Origin of the sequence: Pedobacter panaciterrae, assembly GCF_013204795.1 — a bacterium.
Lineage (GTDB): Bacteria > Bacteroidota > Bacteroidia > Sphingobacteriales > Sphingobacteriaceae > Pedobacter > Pedobacter panaciterrae.
The window spans coordinates 354,685-374,405 of the sequence record NZ_JABMKW010000018.1; the positions used below are offsets into that span (position 1 = coordinate 354,685).

At 39.5% G+C, this 19,721-nt stretch carries 13 protein-coding genes; 3 read left to right on the top strand and 10 right to left on the bottom strand.

The genetic code is table 11. The features are described from left to right. The first annotated feature begins 13 nt into the window (after positions 1–13). Positions 14–1,516, top strand: coding sequence for a RagB/SusD family nutrient uptake outer membrane protein (locus tag HQN86_RS17230; RefSeq protein WP_172662156.1), 1,503 nt, complete (start codon positions 14–16; stop codon positions 1,514–1,516). Between the two features lie 47 nt (positions 1,517–1,563). On the opposite strand, the gene HQN86_RS17235 is transcribed toward HQN86_RS17230, so the two are convergent. From HQN86_RS17235 to HQN86_RS17265, 7 genes are all read right to left on the bottom strand, one after another. Then, complete coding sequence (locus HQN86_RS17235) at positions 1,564–2,412, bottom strand: sugar phosphate isomerase/epimerase family protein (RefSeq protein WP_172662157.1); 849 nt, start codon at positions 2,410–2,412, stop codon at positions 1,564–1,566. A 22-nt stretch (positions 2,413–2,434) separates the two neighbouring features. Next, positions 2,435–3,553: a Gfo/Idh/MocA family protein gene (locus HQN86_RS17240; RefSeq protein WP_172662158.1), complete on the bottom strand. Its 1,119-nt coding sequence runs from the start codon at positions 3,551–3,553 to the stop codon at positions 2,435–2,437. Between the two features lie 48 nt (positions 3,554–3,601). After that, entirely contained in the window at positions 3,602–4,342 is a 741-nt protein-coding gene (locus HQN86_RS17245) for a ThuA domain-containing protein (RefSeq protein ID WP_172662159.1), read from the bottom strand. Between the two features lie 20 nt (positions 4,343–4,362). After that, on the bottom strand, positions 4,363–7,920 hold the full coding sequence (locus tag HQN86_RS17250; RefSeq protein WP_172662160.1) for a PVC-type heme-binding CxxCH protein: 3,558 nt from the start codon (positions 7,918–7,920) through the stop codon (positions 4,363–4,365). Positions 7,921–8,032: 112 nt separating this feature from the next. After that, entirely contained in the window at positions 8,033–8,731 is a 699-nt protein-coding gene (locus HQN86_RS17255; protein WP_172662161.1) for a DUF3823 domain-containing protein, read from the bottom strand. Between the two features lie 24 nt (positions 8,732–8,755). Continuing rightward, the gene (locus HQN86_RS17260) at positions 8,756–10,687 is read right to left on the bottom strand and encodes a RagB/SusD family nutrient uptake outer membrane protein (protein WP_172662162.1); all 1,932 of its coding nucleotides are present in this window, start codon (positions 10,685–10,687) and stop codon (positions 8,756–8,758) included. A gap of 20 nt (positions 10,688–10,707) precedes the next feature. After that, a complete protein-coding gene (locus tag HQN86_RS17265; protein ID WP_172662163.1) occupies positions 10,708–13,893 on the bottom strand; it encodes a SusC/RagA family TonB-linked outer membrane protein in 3,186 nt (1,061 codons plus the stop codon). A 329-nt stretch (positions 13,894–14,222) separates the two neighbouring features. Here HQN86_RS17265 and HQN86_RS17270 point away from each other — a divergent pair, with 329 nt between their 5' ends. Continuing rightward, positions 14,223–15,116, top strand: a complete 894-nt coding sequence (locus HQN86_RS17270; protein ID WP_172662164.1) for an AraC family transcriptional regulator — start codon at positions 14,223–14,225, stop codon at positions 15,114–15,116. Between the two features lie 11 nt (positions 15,117–15,127). Here HQN86_RS17270 and HQN86_RS17275 read toward each other — a convergent pair whose 3' ends face one another. The 3 genes from HQN86_RS17275 to HQN86_RS17285 all read right to left on the bottom strand — a co-directional run bounded on the left by HQN86_RS17275 (position 15,128) and on the right by HQN86_RS17285 (position 17,879). After that, a complete protein-coding gene (locus HQN86_RS17275) occupies positions 15,128–15,652 on the bottom strand; it encodes an ExbD/TolR family protein (protein WP_172662165.1) in 525 nt (174 codons plus the stop codon). Between the two features lie 428 nt (positions 15,653–16,080). After that, positions 16,081–17,208: a FecR family protein gene (locus HQN86_RS17280; protein ID WP_172662166.1), complete on the bottom strand. Its 1,128-nt coding sequence runs from the start codon at positions 17,206–17,208 to the stop codon at positions 16,081–16,083. An 83-nt stretch (positions 17,209–17,291) separates the two neighbouring features. Then, a complete protein-coding gene (locus tag HQN86_RS17285; RefSeq protein WP_172662167.1) occupies positions 17,292–17,879 on the bottom strand; it encodes an RNA polymerase sigma factor in 588 nt (195 codons plus the stop codon). A gap of 667 nt (positions 17,880–18,546) precedes the next feature. On the opposite strand from HQN86_RS17285, the gene HQN86_RS17290 reads away from it, so the two are divergent. After that, positions 18,547–19,719, top strand: coding sequence for a GAF domain-containing sensor histidine kinase (locus HQN86_RS17290; RefSeq protein ID WP_216854441.1), 1,173 nt, complete (start codon positions 18,547–18,549; stop codon positions 19,717–19,719). Positions 19,720–19,721 lie beyond the last annotated feature (2 nt).

A 19,721-nucleotide genomic window follows, 5' to 3' on the forward strand; every position in this document is an offset into this window, starting at 1 on the left:
TTAAGAAAGAAAAATGAAAACAATAATAAAAAAATATGGATTCCTGGTATTAACGGTTTACACTTTGGGGTTTACCAGCTGTACCAAATTTCTAGATGAATCGGATCCCAGCAATTTTACGGTAGAAAATTATTTTACTAAACCAGAACATGCAAGAAGTTCTGTAAATGCGATCTATGCAAGCATGCGTGATCCGATGAGTAGCGGCTTTGGCGGCGGCCCCTGGACAATGACTGAATTTGCTACCGGGCAGGCTGCTACTGATTTAGGGCAGGCTGTTGACAGCTATTTTGTAAAGGATCTGCAAAATACTGCCGATAACAGCTATGGATTAAATTATTGGCAAAATTACTATAAGGGCATAGGTAATGCCAACCTTTCAATAGCAAAGATACCATCCATCGCAATGGATGCTGCAGAAGCCAAAAAATTACTTGGCGAGGCTCATTTTTTACGCGCCTGGTATTATTTCAATTTAGTTCAGATGTTTGGTAATATTCCGCTGATAACAGAGCCCGTTGATTTGAAATCGGATCAATTGAGACCAAAACAAGCAGCTCCGGATGATGTCTACAAATTGATTGTGGAAGATTTAAAAACAGCAGAAGCTGCAGGCCTGGCATGGGTTGATGTTACAGGAAGAGTAAGCTTAGGAGCAGTAAAATCATTACTGGCCAAAGTATACCTTACCATGGCTGGCTACCCATTACAGAAAGGAGCTGAATATTTCGATTTGGCAGCAAAAAAATCAGAGGAAGTAATCGACTCCAAACAATTTAAGCTGTTCAATACTTACGGAGATTTACACAACCCGGCTAAGAAAAATATTGAAGAGAATATTTTTATGATTCAGTATAAGACACAGATCATTCCGGCAAACTGGCAGGAATTGATCATCCCTTATAATAAAAATATTTCAGCATACTCTGCCGAAACCGGAGGTATTTATGCCACAGCTGACTTTGTAAAATCATATGATCCGGCAGATCTGCGTGCAAAAGAAGGTCAGTTCTTTTTCACCAAGTTTACCAATCAGGACAACAGAAATCTGGTAGTAGATCTGGGAGGATACTTTATTTACAAAATTTTTGATGTAGCGGCACATACAAGCACGGCCAATAGCGATCTTAATTGGTCACTTCTCAGATATGCCGAGGTGCTATTGATATATGCTGAAGCTGCAAATGAAGTAAATGGCCCAAGTACCAAAATATATGACGAAGTTAATCTGATAAGGACAAGGGCACAATTGCCAAAATTAACTGGCTTATCCAAAGATCAATTACGGGAAGCGATTTGGCGCGAACGCTGGTATGAATTGTGCTTTGAAAATGTGACCTGGTTCGATATGGCACGTCTCCGTAAAGCATTTAATGTGAGCACCAAAGGATTTGATAATTATGTTGGCCATAAATTCTCCTATGGCCCGGTTTTAACCCAAAGAGAACTGCTGTTCCCAATCCCTAGCAGGGAGTTGAGGAACAACACTAATTTGATTCCAACACCAGGGTATTAATTAATGTTAGTTAATGAGGCTATCCAAAAAGGATAGCCTCTATTGAACTAAGAAAATAGCCTTTTATAAAAAGCAAGACCGTCTATCGCAAGATCATCTGAACTATTCGCCAGGGGCCGCCATATAGAGGCCGCTCTTGCAATCTCTTCCGACACCTCACCAAAAGTTTCTATCACAATAGCTTTTTCATAGCCAATTTCAGTCAATGCCTCCTTAATGCCAATCCAATCAAGGTTACCAGTTCCGGGAGTTCCCCTGTCACTTTCATTTGCCTGGATATGACACAATAGATCCTTACCCAATTTCCTTATCGTATCAGGAATATTCTTTTCTTCAATATTGCAATGGAAAGTGTCTAATTGTATTTTGACATTGGGACTGCCTACCTCACTAACTAAGGAAATAGCCTGATCGGCAGTATTGATCATATCCGTTTCAAACCGATTTAATGGCTCTACCCCCACCACCACCCCATAGTCGGCTGCTACTTCACCAATTTTAACCAGATTTTCAACGCACCAGCTTCTTTCTCTTTTTTTTTGTTCCTCGGTTATAAAACGGGTTTTTCCAACTGCAGAATATACCGGGCCACCAAAAATAGGGCTCCCTAAATGCTCCGCTATTTTAATGCAATCAGTAATATATTTGAGACCTTGCGCCCTTATTCGTGGATCCTCGCTGGAAATATCGCGTTCGGCACCAAATGCACCACTAACAGTAGCCTGTAATCCGGTTTCTTTTATGAGCTCTTTTAATCTAACCCAATCAATTAATTCTTGTTGTTCAACTGCTACTTCTATGATGTCAAATCCCATTCCTTTGATCTTATGAACAAGATCAAAGGAATGAGAAGTAAAGGGTGATTTCCAAAGGAATGTACTTACTCCAAATTTCATAAGGGATAAATTAAAGTTTTAATTAGATTTCGAAATCAGGTATATTGATACGCGTACCACCTTTCATTGCAGACTCATGCGCACAGATGCCTGCACAAGTATAATTGGCTGCCAGTGCAGCATCAACTGCTGAATCTCTACCTTCCATTATAGCAGCAACAAATTCCTGAACCAAATGAGGATGTGAGCCACCATGTCCTGCTCCCTGTAAAAATGAAACATGATTCGGATCATCTATTTTTTCTCTTTTTGTGAAATTCGCAATCTCAGGAATTAGCTGTTCATCGGTATCAGGTACGCTTATCCTGCGCGCATTTTCACCCCCATCAAACACGATGTGTTCTTCATCCTGCAACTGTTCCCATTCGAATGACATTTTCGTACCATATACATCATAACTTTCACGGTATTGGCGTACCACATCAAATAAAGAACGCGTAGCTTCTGCTACTACATCCGAGTTTTTTAACTTAAATGTTGCGGTTTCCACTGCAAACGGAGATCCATATCTGCTGGTCAGATCATCGCTTAGCCTTCCTGAACCATGACATACAACAGATTCAGCTTTGGTGTTATTGATCCTTAACAAAGGAGAGATGGCATGCGTTCCATTAAGCATTGGCGGATAGCCTTTCCAGTACTCGCCCCATCCATCCATACTCATGTCCTGAATATGGGAACCTCTAACAAACTGAATCCGACCCAGATCACCATTTTCTGCCAGTTTCAGCCCATAAAGGAACTCTCTGGTATATAGCGCCGTCTCCATCATCATGTACACTTTGTTAGCCTTTCTTTTAGCTTCAACTATCGCCGTACAATCCTCAACCGTCATCGCCATAGGAATGGTACATGCAGTATGTTTATTGGCGTTGAGTGATGCGAGCGTCATTTTAGCATGCTCAGGAACAGGAGTTACGATATGGATGGCATCAACGTCTTCTCTTAAAGGAACATCCTCATAATTTGTAAAGCAAAGATCCCTATCCAAATTAAATTTAGTGGCAAGCTCATCAATAGTGTCCTGATTGCGGGTACAAATCCCTACGGCTTTAACATCAGGGTGGTTCTGATAGATTGGAATAAACTCTTTACCAAAACCCATCCCTACAATAATTACGGTAATTTTCTTTTGACTCATGTGATTATTTAATTTAGATATTAACAGTTATTAAAAAGTTCAACAATATTATTTATGGCTCACCCACTTAATGGCATTCCGGATAAGCGTATGATAAACAGGTAAATCGTGCGATTCTGCATCATGACCTAATGCGATCCCAACAATCCGGGCTTTCGGATGATTGACAACAAATACAGAAGGATAAATAGCGGTAGATCCTTCCACACTAGAATTCGCTAAAATCTTTATTCCCGGCCCCGCAGCATCCACTTTATAGTAGTAGCGTTCATCTTTCAGGCTAAACTTCTGGTCTACCCCCTTTGTTACAGGATGTTTTGCATCAACAACATTCACTTCAAATGAGCCATATTTATCATGACCTTTTGATCCACCACTTACCAGCTGAACATTATATTCGGGCCAGTCTTTCCAGTTGTACCACAGTGCAGCATGAGCAAGCACCAGGCCCTTACCAGCGTTAACAAAGGCAAAAATGGCTTTCCTCAGTTCAGGATCTTCCATTGGCTGGTTGTTCGTTAAGAATAGAACATCAATATCGGGCAGTTTAGAAAGAATACTGCTCACATCACTTGTATAGGTCACAGTAGCAAGCCCGTCTTGCGCTAAGGTTTTTGTATCGACTTCTTTATACCATTTGTCGAAATCATGGGAAGCACCCCCACCTACCATCAGCGTACGTATTGCTTTGGTTTTTTTCTGAGCATTGGCCGGAGAATTTACCCCACAACTACTCAACGATAATACCAGGATAAAAAGCGAAGCCAAAAAAATTACATTCCATTTCATATCAAAAAGTTTATTTTAAATTACTTAACTACTCTCATAATACCATTCATTCCTCTCCAGTGACCAGGAAACGTGCAAAGAAAAGGATAGTCGCCAGTGACATCTGGCACTGTAAAATCAAAAGTTACTACATCCCCCGTGTTCAAAAGTTTAGTGGCATGCAAAACTTCGGGCATAACAGGCACATAATTCTTTTGGGCAGCCTGCGGATCACGAAGCATATCATCTGCAGCTTTCCCTACCTTTTGTAAGGTACCGGGTTTAATAATAAGCATATTATGCTGCATACCATCCGGATTTTCCAATTCAAAAATCAGTTTCTGCCCCGCTTTTACTGTAAAGAGATTTTTATCAAATTGCATCAGGTCCTTTACCACTTTGATTTTAATCAGCACAGGTTTAGAACCATCATTTTTAATTGTAGTTGCGGTCGCTGCCTTTTTACTTCCTGAGGGTTCTGCTTTTTTTAATTCAAGTGATGCATTTCTTGTTTCCCCTTTTAGTGGCAACATTCCATTATAAAATGGTTTCTGGTCCTCACTTTCTTTATCTCCAACAAAGCGCAAGCTGCCCTTAAGTGCATTTTTAAAGAGCCCGGAAGCTTTTGCATCGGCTACTTTTCTGCCATTTATTTCCAGTGTAATCATACCACCTGTCTCCAAACTGGCAATCACATCAAAAGATCTGTTCGGTACTGAATCTTTCGTTACTGCTGTATATGATTTACCGTTTTGGTTAACCACCATATTCAGATTCCCTGATTCAATAAATAAGCAATATCCATTATCCTTATTTCCCTGAGCCATAATGGCACCATTAAATTCACTGTTTCTAGCCTTGGTTACAGTCGCCTTGAAATGAATTTCCTTTCCGGCAACATCAGGCGACAACTGTGTGCTGCTACCCCTATCCAGCACATAAACTTCCTGACTAACCGCATTTACCAGGCGCCAGGTAAGACTTGAGTCACTAACTTTTTTACCACTTTCTTTTGAAACTGACAAAAAACCTTCTCTATTCTTCAAAGCTGCTGCAAACAGTGCTTGCGAGAGCCACTGGTCTTTTTCATTTTCCGCTTCAAAACTGGCTTCATAAATGATCTTCGCAGTTTCTTGTGATTCGGGTAAAGCGGCAAGTGTTAAAATTGCAGCCATTCTTGTATTTAAATTTTGGTCGTTAAGAATACCACTGCTTTGCATTAGATGTATCGTATGGTTGTTTTTAGGTAATACTTCTATTGCAGCTTTTCTTACTCCAGCCACAGGGCTAGATAAGGCCTGCACTACAACTTTCGTAGCTTCAGCGTTTTTACCGTCCAATACGCCCATGCCATTTAATGTCCACAATGCATTAACAGCCGATCCATTAAGCCCAATTTCATCTGCTTTTTGATCGCTTACCAACTTTAACAATGCAGGAATAGCACTCTGATCTTTTTTCTCTACCAGTAAACGTTGAGCCGTTATTCGCCAAAACATATTGTCGCTTTCTAATGCGGCAAGCAATCCGGGTGTATCATTCTTAGATAATGATATTGGAGTATATGGCTTAGCCTTTTTATATATCACACGATATATCCTACCCCGATCAAGATCTCTTAAATTGCTGATCAATGCATTTCCCTGTCCTAGTTTTTGATCTGCTAAAGTAAGTGGCAGAATAAACTCCGTAGGCGATTGTCTGGGAACAAATGTGTTGTGTTGAATAACAAAATTATACCAATCGGCCACCCATACCGCACCATCCGGACCAACTTCTGCCTGCACCGGACCAACCCATTCGTCGGAGCTTGCCAGGAAATTCCATCCATCTTTTTCTATAAATCCTGCTCCATCCGGCTCAATGATTGCATTATGGATTAATTTCACCGTAGGTTCAGATATAAAGGCAATGCGGTTCCAGTAATTTTTTGGGAAATTTCTGGCAGTATATAAATGGTGACCAGCAGCTGCAGTAAATCCGCCAACCACATCTACTTGTCGCAGGTTAGGGGTCATGGCATGCACATCATAGTGGCCATCAATTTTCTGAACTGCATTTAGATTTAAACCAGGAAGTGTCCTTTTGGTGTAAGAAGCAGGCATAGAATAAAATGCGCTGTGTGTATTGTTAGCGGTAGATATAAAAACATTGTTATCTTCCGAGAAGCCCAGCCCCCAGGTATTATTACTTGTTGGCGCGAGGTATTCGAAATCTTTTCCATCCGGCTTAAACCGATAAACACCCTGCCCAAAACGGGTATTAACTCCCTCTATTTGCCCATTGAAACCCGAGAAGCCCACGACCCCCCAAATTTTATTATCAAAACCATATAGCAAGTTTGAAGGACCTGCATGGGTGTCATTTTTACCCCATCCGGTTGATACTATTTCATGAACATCAGCCTTATCATCACCATTGGTGTCTTTCAAAAACACCATGTTCGGTGCTTGCGAAATGATCACTCCATCATTAGCAAAAACAATACTTGTTGGAATATTTAAACTGTCTGCAAAAACGGTAAACTTATCCGCTTTACCATCTCCATCTGTGTCTTCACAAATTTTTATCCGGTCATTTGCCGCACCATCTGTTTCAATAAAAGTATTTGGATAATCTACAGATTCCACTATCCAAAGTCGTCCTTTTTCATCCCATGCCATTGCAATAGGATTGGTGATATCTGGTTCCGCAGCAAAAAGCTTAATGTCAAAATCTACCGGAACCTGTATTAATTTCAAAGATTCTTCCGGAGTTAACCCTTCCTGTATTTTAGGAACTATGTGCCTTGCTGTAAAATCAGCTATTGTATCCGGATAAATGCTCATATTAGGAATTTCTAATCTTGCAATCTGATCTTCTACTTTATCGCCAACAGCCCATAAGACTCCGTTCCTTACCAATTTCAAGAAATTTCCGTTCTTCCAGGTTGCATCATCATGTCCGTAAGCGGTGTAAAAAACCCTTCCTTTTCCCTCATTCCGTACCCAGGTGTATGGCTCTTTTCTTGCCCCTTCGGTACGTTCGGTTAATACAACGATATCAGGATTTAGTTTTTGATGAACATAGGTTTCATCTGTAGTGGTAAATGCGGTAATATTTTTCATTACCTGATGCGAAGGATTTGAGATTTGCGCAGTAAATGATCCGTTACCATGTGATGCAAACTGACCCCCAATTGCCTTTATATACCATTCGGAATTTTTAAAACAACCTGAAGCCGAATGTAGTGGAATCAGACCTTTACCATTTTCAACAAAGTCCTTCAAAGCCTGCTCTTGTGAAACGGATATCGTATCGTGGTTAGCATAGATAATCAACCCATCATATTTGCTTAGGTTTTCTGTATTCAGATCCTTCAGGTCTGTAGTATAAGTAAGGTTAATGCCACTTTTAAAAAGTTCAATGGCCAGCCAGGGCGCATATTTACCTGAATCGTGATGTGTACTGAGGTTCCCCAGGAATAAAATTTCTGCCCTTCGGGGTGCTTCTTTAGCAGAACTTGTTAATCCCTGAACTGCTCCACTTACTCGTGTTTTGTTGGAGCAGTTTTGGAATAAAAATGCGCTAAACAGCAATAAAAAAAATGTTTTTCTCATGTGTGTTAAGATTATTTAGTTAAAAGATACTGATTTAGCTAAAATCATCTTTTTAAACTTTGTCAAACCAGCTCCCAATAAGAAAAGGGAGCTGGTTTAACTTAAAAAAATATTAAAAAGTTAATTTCTTTACAGGTGCAAAAATCATATCGTCAACACCCGAAAATTTGACCCCAATGCTGGCAAACACATAATTTTGAGTAGGGACTAATGTTGGCACAGTAACACTTAAACTCACATTATTCAGGTCGGTAATTGCAGACCCGGCTAAGTTGGTTGTAGCAACATTGGTTTGGGAATCCGCAAATCGTGTTTTGCTGATATAAAGCGTTACGCGTTCTATTGTTTTAGCATTTGCATCCTTTACAATTTGTTCTAACTTAAATGTTCCGGTAACACTTCCACTTGAATAAGTAAGCTGAGGTGTCCTTATCATATAGTAAGGCATTACCTCAATATCCATATTGGTGTTTCCTTTTAAAGTTATTGCAATTGAATCGGGCTTGCCACCGGTTTGTTTCCAAACAAAGGGGCCTTGTCCAATCGGAACAACCATTTTGTAAAGCCCATCAAAAAGCAGGTGTGAAAACGCCCCTTCAGGCGTGAATATACTGCCTATGGCACCGGTTTTACCAAAGCCCGATTGATATAACTCGTAGCTCACCTTATTATACTCAAAATTCAGTGGCTCCCCCTGATAAACTATACGTCCGGTTAAAGCAGCCTTAGGCGCATCAAAATTATCCTTCTTACAAGACAGAATAACGGTACTGAGTGCGAAAAACAGTATATAATGAAATTTAATTTTCATAATTATAAGATTTATAAATAATACTTATTGATTAGGTTGTTTAACTAGTTTTGGATTTCTTGTGAGGATATCGGGCTCAATCTCACTATAATAATTACCCAATTGCCAGTTGTCGCTTGCAGTAACAATGTTTGATAAATCCACTTTGTAAATCCACTTACCATTATTTGGTGATCCCGGAGCATAATATTTATATGGCAACAAACTGTAAGGTTGAGTACTGCGTTTTGTCGCTTTAGAAAGATTACTTAAAAGATCTGTTTTATTTAAAGCAACCCCATCAAATACCTGGTGGGCAATTCTAAACCTTTTAAGGTCAAAGAAATATTGTCCTTCAAAAGCAAATTCCACTCTACGCTCATGCACAATCCGATCAAAAGTGATATCGCCACCGGTTAAAGGAACAACTAATCCGGCCCTGGCCCGTACCTGATTCATGTACCCCGCAGCAACCGAAGATTGTCCTAGCTCAAAGGCTGCCTCGGCTGCATTCAATAAGATTTCAGCATAACGATATCTTACCAACCAAACGGCACTTCCTACCCCACGCTGACCCGAGCCAATAGCAGGGTCCTGATATTTCCGGATATAGAAACCGGTTTGAGCAGTATTACCAATTCCGTTAATTGGCCCATCAAAGCCAACAACCTGTTCCGGTACCGTTTTACCAGGTAATACCTTTTGAGCACCGCGCTCACCTCCACTGATTACCGTTCCGTTTGCTAGTTGCACTCCAGCCCAAATGTCAACTGGTCTGGCTTTAAAGCTTGAGCCCGGGATGATTACCGTGCCACCCAAACGGGCATCTCTGCCGGCAAATATGTCCTGTTGATTGGTATAATAAACATAATCACCGTTAGCGTCATTGGTAGCTAAAGGGGCGAATGTATTATCTAACTTTTCAAATGACTGAACCAAATTAAGGGATGGATTTATACGGCCACCTTCTTCTTCTTCAGCACCAAAACGAGGCTGATTTACTTGCGTAAATCCATGTCTTTTGAATTTTAATGCATAATCGTCAACCCATATCACCTCATTATTTTGTGTTTTATCATAAAATATGGCAGCAAAGTTTTCAGAAAGATTTCCGGGTTGCTTTTTGTATAGTGAATAAGCTCCCGCTGAGCCACTGATGATTTCTTCAGCAGCTTTCAAGGCAGTGGTATAATAAGCATTTGCCATACCTGCCGGAATACCTACCTCGCCACCTGAGAGCGAAACGGAAGGAGTTGTTGCGCCGTATTTTGCAATAGAAGCAGCATATAAAGCAGCTCTTGATTCCATAGCCAATGCAGCACCTTTGGTAGCACGGGCTTTAGTATTGCTATTTGCAGGAAGCAACAGTTTTAATTCCTCTGCCTCCTTAATTACAAAGTCATACATTTCCGATTCCTTTGCCCTTGGATATTGCAAAGAAGTAACATCAGTCCCATTAAACTCTAATGAATTGAGAATGATAGGCACGCCTCCATAATACTGGGTTAAGGTGAAATAATAACTTGCCCTTAAAAACCTGGCTTCAGCAATATAAGACGCCTTGGTTGCTGCGTCCAGTGCAGTAGCTGTTGCACAGCGCTCCATAAACAAGTTAAGTTCGCGGATATAAGTATAATCCCATGGTGTCCAGAAGTACGTTGCCCTGCCGCCAACATCTGGCCCTCTGTATCCCCTAAAGCCCCAGGTACTGTTACCATGGTAATTGTTATATTGTCCATTTTCAGAATAAAATGACTCATTAAAGTCACCAAAAGTAACCCACTCAGTTAACCTTGGATAATCGTACTGACGATTGTAAAGATCTGCCAGGATAGATAGCACCTGTGTAGGGTCACTAAAGGCCAGTTCAGGACTTAATACCTGAGTAGGCTTTATATCCAAATAATCTGAATCGCTTTTGCACCCCAAACTAAAAACGAATAAGGTGGCTATTGCTATTATAAATTTATTTTTCATGTTAGTTCAATTAAAAACTGTTATAAAGTGAGGTTAATGCCCATGTTAACAAATGAATTTTGTGGGTACTGTAAACCATTTGTATCCTGAACTTCCGAGTCAACCTTGTACTTGCTTAGGTTATCAATAGAAAATAGGTTATAGCCATTTACAAACAGGCGTGCCTTTTGGATGTTTATTTTTCCTATTAGTGATTTAGGTAAGGAATAACCAAGCTCCAGTGTTCTGGCACGAATGGCCGTTACATTATGCAACCAAAAAATAGAGTTTTTATTTACCGAACTGGCTGAATTGACGTTAAATCTTAATGCAGGATATTTACCTGGTATCCATTCACTATTTAAATCAAAAGCATCAGCTCTTCTCCATCTGTCAGTTAAAATGGTATTTAATGCACCTGAATTATATGAAAACCCTCTTCTGATTTCGTTTTCCTGATTATAGCTGTACATAGATCCGATTGAAAAATCAGCAGCAAAATCAAATCCCTTCCATGCTACGCTAAAATTAAACCCACCATTGATAATTGGCTGGTTGGTTCCGTCGGCGCTTCTTCCATAACCTAACGGGCGCTCATCATATCCATCAATTTTTCCATCACCATTAAGGTCCTTATAAATCAAGTCGCCCGGTAATAGGGTCTTATTACCCTGTCCGTCAATATTTATCGGATAGTTATTTATTTCTTCCTGTGATTGAAACTGGCCTACTACATCATATGCCCAAAAAAGGTTCTTGTATCTACCCTCGGCAGAATTACGGTACTGATCCCATGAGTTAAAAAATATCGGTTTGTAAGAAGCGGTGAACTTACTACGTGCGTATCCAACATTTCCACCAACGCTAAAAGTAACTGCACCAGCCGATCCATTGTAAGCAAGTGAAATCTCACCCCCGGCCTGCTCGTCTTTATTTATATTTTCGTCGCTTAGGTTAAAGCCAATCTCGCTAGGTAAAACGATATCATATTTGGTGCCTCTAAGTCCTGTTCGCAATCTTTTAAAATAGTCGACACTTCCAATCAATTTATTGTTAAACATGGTAAAATCGGCACCTATGTCCAGGATCTTACTTTTAAACCAGGAAATATTTAAGATGGGCTTACCTTTATCTCTTGAACCTATAATTGGATTTCCATCAAGAATGCCATAGCCATTCTGATTATAATTATAGCCGGCAAGATAATCAGTTGGTAATATCCCGTTATCATCATCTCCAAGTACACCGTAAGAAGCACGGATTTTCAAATCGTTCAGCTTACTGTTTTCACCTAACAGTGATTTCATGAATTTCTCTTCAGTAATTCTCCATCCACCAGATACAGAAGGGAAAAATCCTACTCTTTTATCCGGAGCAAATTTCCATGAAGCGTCCCTCCTGCCTGAAAACTCCAGGTAGTACTTATTCGCATAATTGTAGTTTATCTTTCCAATGTATCCGATACGGGCTTGCTGATCATCGCGATCATTGTAAGTATCCGTAGTGTTAAAATAGATAAGCGGAAGCACATTTGTTGCTGGCACGGCATGAACAAATACTTCTTTGTCCCTTACATCATATCTTTCAGAAATGAGAAGCCCTCCTACTGTATGTTTACCAAACGTATTGTTGTAGTTTAATCCAACCTGATAGTTATTCTTTTCTATCTTCTGAGTCCTACGCTCCCGCCATGGATTGATACTACCTCCGGTTGCTTTATAAGTATCGTCGGTAGGATTATAGGTATACGTTTTGTAAGTATACTCATGACCATCGTGCAGGCGATCTTCGAGTCCGTAAGAATAAGATCCCTGTGCAACAAGTCCCTTTATGTATGGGATTTGATATTGGGCATTAAACCTGGCCGATCCGTAACGTCTTCTATCATTCGAATATCCACCGTATTTTTTATTGTTATAAGCCCAATTGGATTCATTGTGGCCAATATCATTTATATAATCCGGATTGTCATTGGCATACGGACGTTCCCAGGGCCTGTTCCATAAGATGGCAGCTCTTGGTAAATTATAGTCATCACCTCCGGGTATTCCGGGATTATCTCTCACTTCGTTCCATCCATTTATCCCAATCCCAACCTTTAACCTATCTGTAATATTGGCATCCATATTGGCATTGATGTTTTTACGCCCATATGTAAACTCGCGTCCTAATACAGAATATTGGAACATATTTGTACCAGAAAAATAATAGTTTATTCTATCAGAACCACCTGTAGCATTAATAGCCTGCTGATACAACGGCGCATTTTTCTGTACAATAAAGTCTTTCCAGTTAAAACTTTGATAACCCGGAGCGGTGCCTTCCTTGTATTTGGCTAATTCCTCTTTGGTAACGGTAGTTGTCCCTCCGTTGTTCATCTCCGCATCAGCTTTGCCTAAATACCATTCGTATGAATCGTTCACTACATCAGGAAACCTGCTCCAATTCTGAAAGCCGGCATAGGTATCGATATTTATTACATTCTTTTCCCCTCTGCTTCCTCTTTTTGTGGTAACAACCACTACACCATTCGCAGCACGTACACCATAAACAGCTGCAGAAGCATCCTTTAAAACGGTAATGCTTTCTATATCACTTGGCGCAAGATTGTCGAACTGTCGTTTATCCTGCTGGATCCCATCAATTACAAACAATGGATTCCCCATGTTTCTTACCTGAATGGTAGCCCCACCTCCTGGTCTCCCATCAGGCATACGAAAGGTAACACCCGGTAATTTCCCAGCCAATCCTGTACTTACTTGCGATCCGCCATGTACTTTTTCCAGATCTTTACTGGTAACCGTTGAAATGGCTCCTGTTATTGATTCTCTTTTTTGGGTGCCATATCCCGTTACAACAACTTCGGTTAACTGTTGTTTATCCTCTTCCAATTCTACGTTAATTGTGGTGCTACCCTCCACGATAACTTCTTTTGTAAGAAATCCGATATAGGTGAATACCAATACGCCTCTTCCCGTTGGTAAGGAAACGGTGTACTTGCCCTGTTCATTTGTACTCATACCTGTATTGGCCCCTTTTAACTTAACGCTCACCCCGGTTAGTGGTTTTTGTTGAAAAGTTACGGTACCAGTAATGGTCTTTTGTTGTGCATGCACAGACTCCCGGGACAATAAAACAAGGGTAATCAGTAAAAGAAAAACATGATAATGTTTTCTTAGCAAAGCTTGCTCAAATAGAACAAATCTCTTGAGTATTAATTTTTTCATCTTATATTAAGTTTGATTAAGTTTAGGTTAAATAACTGAAATCGACATATTTAATGCTCATACTACTATGGCTTATCTCCTTTCTTTAATTAATGACTAATAAAAATTACCGCGCCCATAAATTAACTTATGGCGTCATGTTCTGATTTTCTAGATAGTTGCGGGATTCCGGAATCGCGTCGTTCTATTTTACAATCGTCTATATTTGGTTTTGGTTAATACAAGTTTAAATTTTATTGCGCTGGAATCATTGGCACTTGTTATCTAATAATGACTATATTGTATCCTAAAATTTCCATATAGCCAATATTTAAGATAATTTTAATAAAATGACGCACGTTATTCCCAAATCGCCTATTTCACAATCTAAAGTGTATGTGGTTAAAGAAATTTATGCCCCCTACTTTGATCCTACGTTTCACTCACATCCCGAATTTCAATTAAACTGTGTTCTGGAAGGCGAAGGAAGCCGTTTTGTAGGTAATAACATCACCTCATTTAAGGCTATGGATATGGTACTTATTGGCCCGCACCTTCCCCATGTATGGAGAAATGAAAACAAATATTTCGAAAAGGACAGTACACTATCAACCAGGGTTATTGTGGTATACTTCCATAAAGATTTTTTTGGAGAAGCATTGCGGTTAAAAGATGAAATGGGCCAAATCGACAGGCTATTTCAAAAATCTGAACGGGGACTAGAAATTATTGGGAAAACAAAGGTTGTTGTAAGTAAAATGATGCGTGAGCTGTTAGAATTAGATGGCATGGATGGCGTTATTCAATTGCTTAAAATATTAAATGTACTTGCTAAATCAAACGACTATCATTTTGTTACCCATAATTATTTGATTTCATCTAATACTGAAGCGGAGACTACCAGAATGAACAAGGTATATGGGCACGTAATGAGGAATTTCAAACATACCATTAGTGCGGAGGAGGTTGCCTCCTTAATAAATATGACCCGTACATCCTTTAGCAGATATTTTAAGGCGCGTGTGAATAAATCATTTTCAGATTTTCTTAAAGAGATCCGAATTGAATCTGCCTGCAAATTACTCAAGGAAGGAAAAATGAATATTGACCAGATTGGTTACGAATGCGGCTTTCAAACGCTCTCTAACTTTAATAAACAATTTAAAAAAGTTATAGGAAAACAACCTAATCAATACCGGAATGAATACCAAAAAGTAGCAGCCGAGTCATATCGGTATTTTTAACCTTAGAACGGTTACCTTTCTATAAATCCTTGTTCCTGACTGGCCAGACTATTGTCATCAATCAGATAAGATTTCACATCTGCGATACTCATTTCATCCAGTACGTCTACAAAATTCTTATATGTAGATCCTTCGGTGGGTTTAATAATAACTATCATAAACTTGACCGGATCATTTTCATGCAACTTTGCTATTTCCTTTTTATTTTGAGCTAAAACACTGCCTATCATTTTAAAACTTACACGATGTGGAGTTGCTTTCTTCGTCTCACCTTTATACCAGACAATGCTATTATCCTTACCCAAAAGAACCGTTAGCGTTCTTGACGCAGGATAAGGCTGATCAGGGATATCGATAATCGGCTTGGCTATATCCATGGCCTGCGACTTAGATAAGGAAGTTGTGAGCATGAAAAAGGTTATTAAAAGAAATGCCAGATCTACCATTGCGGTAAGGTCTACGGAGGGAACTGCTTTTCGGGTTCTGTTTTTTCCTTTTAAGGCCTCGCCATTTTGAGGAATGCTTAAGGTTGCCATAGTTCTGTCTTTTAGTTATGATGTGGATAAACATCAAATTTCATAAGGAAGACAGAAATATTTTTTTGAACTCAGAATCATCAAAATTTTGATTTTTAACTCAAAATTTTAAAATAAACTATTTAAATTAATTTTATAGAAACTATTGTTCTTAGAACAGTAGCATAGTATATTTAATAAAACTAAAAAGATATGTAAAAGCTAAATACTATATTTTTGCCGAATCTTCAAAATATTTGAAGCATTTAGCACTTAAGAATCTCGTCCTAAAAACCTGAGAACTTCCAAACAAACGAGAGAATAAGTGATGTTAAGTAAAAACACGGGATTTATAGACATTCATGAAAGCTTAAAAAACCAAATAACGGCTATTTATACCCTATAACTAAATTGACTGTAACGATTGTACATCTCGCTGATAGTAGACACTATAACACGATGATTGTTTTTCCTTCTACCCTGAATTTTACATCACCAGTTAACTCCAGGACGTGAAGTATCTGTGAGATTTTTCCATATTTGGATATGGTACCGCCAAAAATCTGTTTGCCGGCTTCTTTATTTTGATAAACAACATCCATGTTGTACCATCTTGATATTTTCTTCATGATATTTTGAAGAGGTTCGTTTCTAAAAGAAAATTCTCCTTCTTTCCACGCAATAACATCATTGGGGTCCACAACATTCACTTTAATCGCCGTTCCTGAATTCACAGCCTGTTGTCCGGGTTTAAGTGTAATCTGGTTAACCTGAACACTACCTTCAAGCAACGTTGTATTTGTAAACTGGTCATCAGAATAGGCGCTGATATTAAACCGTGTTCCAAGTACTTTTACAGTTTGTGTTTTACTTTGTACTAAAAATGGATGCAATTTATCTTTAGCAACTTCAAAGTAGGCTTCGCCGTTCAGCTCTATTCTACGCTCTTTAAGCCAACGAAAAGAAATCGGATATGTTAGAGATGAAGCGGCGTTTAGCCATACTTTCGTGCCGTCCGGCAACGAGAGCTTATATTGTCCGCCACGTGGCGTTCGAATGGTATTTGAAATTTCAGAATATGAGCTTTTGCCCCCGTTCTGTAACGGGGGCAGCTCATGTCGAGAGGTATAAATAATTTCTCCTTCCTTGGTTTTTGTAATTTGAGTGGTAGATTGTAGGGCCAGCAAACCAATTTTAGCATTTAACAAATTGATCTTTTTACCATCGCTCAAAATGAGTACGGCGGTATTCTTTCCCGGATCAATGTCATTTACATATGTTTTATTCGAAGTGTCTTTAGTGAAGAAATAAATAAAAACACCCAGGACGATGATCGATGCTGCTGAAACTGCAACCCCTAATGGCCAGCTTATCATTCTGGCCGTTTCTGGCTTAGTAGCTTTTAGAATAGGTTGCCACATCTGATCATCGATAGTCTCCAGATCAATCTGTGATAAACCGGACTGCTCATCCTCACGGAATTTGTGCAGCCAGTAACGCACTTTTTCAAGTTCCCGATCGGAGCATGTCCCGGCCTGAAATCTCTCCAATAAGTCCTTTACTTGTTCATCGTTCATAATCTACCCTATGCGTTTTTTAAGATAATCATAACAAAGACACCTCAGAATTAGGAATCGGGTACACGAAGGGAAAAAAAATATTATTTCAACATCCCTGTTAAAAAAGCATATATAAAAAGGAACAGTCCAAGTTTTCCCCGAAGTGTTTTCAACGCCCTTTTAATTTGAGTAGCTACCGTATGTTCGGAGATATTTAAGCGATCTGCTATTTCTTTGTTACTTAAATATTCCTGGCGTCTCAATTGAAATATTTCGCGCATTTTTTCTGGCAGGTTGTTGATCTCTTTTTCAATTAATGATTTAAGATCTTTTTCCCTAATGCGATAGTCCGTTTGAGCAGCTGCATTGTCTGTAACTTCTTTGAATGATGAGATGTATTCCTGAGTGATGGCCACATGCCGAAAAACATTAAGTACACGATTTAAAACAGCCTTGTAAAGGTAGCCAGAAAGTGTAGTCTGAATATTTAAATTACTCCTGGAATTCCATAAATGGACATATATCTCCTGGATAATATCTTTGGCACTTTCGCTGTCCTGAAGCTTTTTATACGCATAGATGTAAAGCAGGCTATTGTACCGCTTATAAATCTCGGTAAATGAATGATGGTCCCCTGCCCTCAGGAGATCTACAAGCTCAGCGTCTGAAAGTGTTCTACAATCATTCATTTATAAGGTTTTCTTTCAACAATGATCTTTTAGAGCTCCTTTAATGAAAAAAGAAGCGGCGCTGCCTAAATTAATGGACAGTCGCCGCCTCCTAAATTAACGCTCTCACCTCAAGATTATAAAAAATATTCTAAACTATCAAGGGTAAAATCACAATAACCTTAGAGTCAGTATTTTTAAAAAACATACAAACCTGGATTCAATTTATTTAAATATAGATGTTGTTGAGAAATGTCGCTTGATCCATTATTTTTGGATTCTTTTGGGCGCACGCGGAATTCTTGGAAAAAACAAAAAAGCCACTCGATTGAGTGGCTTTTACGGGCCGGACGGAACTCACCCAAGCCCAAAACAACCTTTAAATCAATATTTTACAAGCCCCCAATGAAAACTCCCTGAATTACTCACGATTTCAAATTACCATATAACGGCAACCGCTATTCTACTAAAATAGGAAATCAACCTGTTGCCTATAGCCGCAGTGAAAACGAATTGCAAATTAACAGCATTTGAAAGGTTACAGTGCTTTGGTAACATCATATCTCTTCATTGCTGTTTCAAAAATTCTGGCACATTGTTGGTTATACGCATACCGGTATTATATTAAACCTTCGGCAATTGTCAACAAGCTATGCGCCAAAATAGTCATCCTATACCTGAAAACGAAATGGCAAGACTCATCCGTCTAGCTGAACTCGATATTGACTACAGCAGTTTATCTGAAAACTTTAAAGATCTCACCCGCCTAGCCGCCAAAATAGCAGGCACAGAAATCTCCCTGATCAATCTAATTGATTCCTATACACAATGGACACTTGCAAACCATGGAATTGAGGTGGATCAGACGACAAGAGAGGAATCTGTCTGCCAGTATACAATCATGAATGACGATCAATTTGAAGTAAAGGATCTTTCCAAAGATGTAAGGTTTAACAAAAACAAATACATAGAGGCCCCTTTATCCTTACGGTATTATTTCGGCGTCCCATTGAAGGATCAACAGGGTCTGAATATTGGTGCACTTTGCGTTCTGGATACAAGACTTAAGACACTCAACCCGGAAAAAATAGAACTGCTGAAGATCATTGCAGCAGAAATAGTCAACAGGCTGAAGGCTTATAAGGCTATGGAAGAATTACGTGATCAGGTTAAACAGGCTGATGAATCCAGGAAAAAAGTTGCCCACGACATCAGGGGGCCTCTTGCGGGCATAATCGGCTTATCGCAGATCATAGCTGAACAAGGCAAAACTGCCAATATTGACCAGGTGATCGATTTTATTAACCTGATCCACACAGGCAGCAAGTCTATCCTGGATCTTGCTGACGAAATTCTCAGCCAGGAGCATGAAACCAAACAGCTCAGTAGCCAGCATTTCGATCTCAGCAGCTTTCGTGATAAGCTGAAACAGCTGTACGCCCCTCAGGCCGTCACCAAACAACTACAGTTGCAGGTCAGTGTCAATCAGGACACCCAGTACATCCCCTTTTCCAAAAACAAGCTTCTACAAATTACAGGCAATCTGATCTCCAATGCAATAAAATTTACGCCAAATAAAGGAAGGATCCTGGTTGATCTGGATTTGATTGTCAAATCTGATCAAAATAACCTGAATATTGCAGTTTCGGATACCGGAGTTGGTATAACCGAAGAAGAGATCACCCGGATCCTCAGGGGAGACAGCCATACCACGGCGGGGACAGGCGGGGAAAAGGGATATGGATTCGGTCTTTCATTGGTAAAACACCTAATTGAAAAACTCAACGGGCGATTGGAAATTCACTCTCAGATTGGTCAGGGGACTACTTTTAAAGTGGAACTCCCTTTGAGTAATTTATAATT

Coding starts and splice junctions, on each gene's coding strand:
- HQN86_RS17280 (WP_172662166.1), bottom strand. CDS start 17,208: ATGAACGATGAACAAGTAAAGGACTTATTGGAGAGATTTCAGGCCGGG.
- HQN86_RS17250 (WP_172662160.1), bottom strand. CDS start 7,920: ATGAGAAAAACATTTTTTTTATTGCTGTTTAGCGCATTTTTATTCCAA.
- HQN86_RS17255 (WP_172662161.1), bottom strand. CDS start 8,731: ATGAAAATTAAATTTCATTATATACTGTTTTTCGCACTCAGTACCGTT.
- HQN86_RS17285 (WP_172662167.1), bottom strand. CDS start 17,879: ATGAATGATTGTAGAACACTTTCAGACGCTGAGCTTGTAGATCTCCTG.
- HQN86_RS17260 (WP_172662162.1), bottom strand. CDS start 10,687: ATGAAAAATAAATTTATAATAGCAATAGCCACCTTATTCGTTTTTAGT.
- HQN86_RS17245 (WP_172662159.1), bottom strand. CDS start 4,342: ATGAAATGGAATGTAATTTTTTTGGCTTCGCTTTTTATCCTGGTATTA.
- HQN86_RS17265 (WP_172662163.1), bottom strand. CDS start 13,893: ATGAAAAAATTAATACTCAAGAGATTTGTTCTATTTGAGCAAGCTTTG.
- HQN86_RS17290 (WP_216854441.1), top strand. CDS start 18,547: ATGGCAAGACTCATCCGTCTAGCTGAACTCGATATTGACTACAGCAGT.
- HQN86_RS17275 (WP_172662165.1), bottom strand. CDS start 15,652: ATGGCAACCTTAAGCATTCCTCAAAATGGCGAGGCCTTAAAAGGAAAA.
- HQN86_RS17230 (WP_172662156.1), top strand. CDS start 14: ATGAAAACAATAATAAAAAAATATGGATTCCTGGTATTAACGGTTTAC.
- HQN86_RS17270 (WP_172662164.1), top strand. CDS start 14,223: ATGACGCACGTTATTCCCAAATCGCCTATTTCACAATCTAAAGTGTAT.
- HQN86_RS17240 (WP_172662158.1), bottom strand. CDS start 3,553: ATGAGTCAAAAGAAAATTACCGTAATTATTGTAGGGATGGGTTTTGGT.
- HQN86_RS17235 (WP_172662157.1), bottom strand. CDS start 2,412: ATGAAATTTGGAGTAAGTACATTCCTTTGGAAATCACCCTTTACTTCT.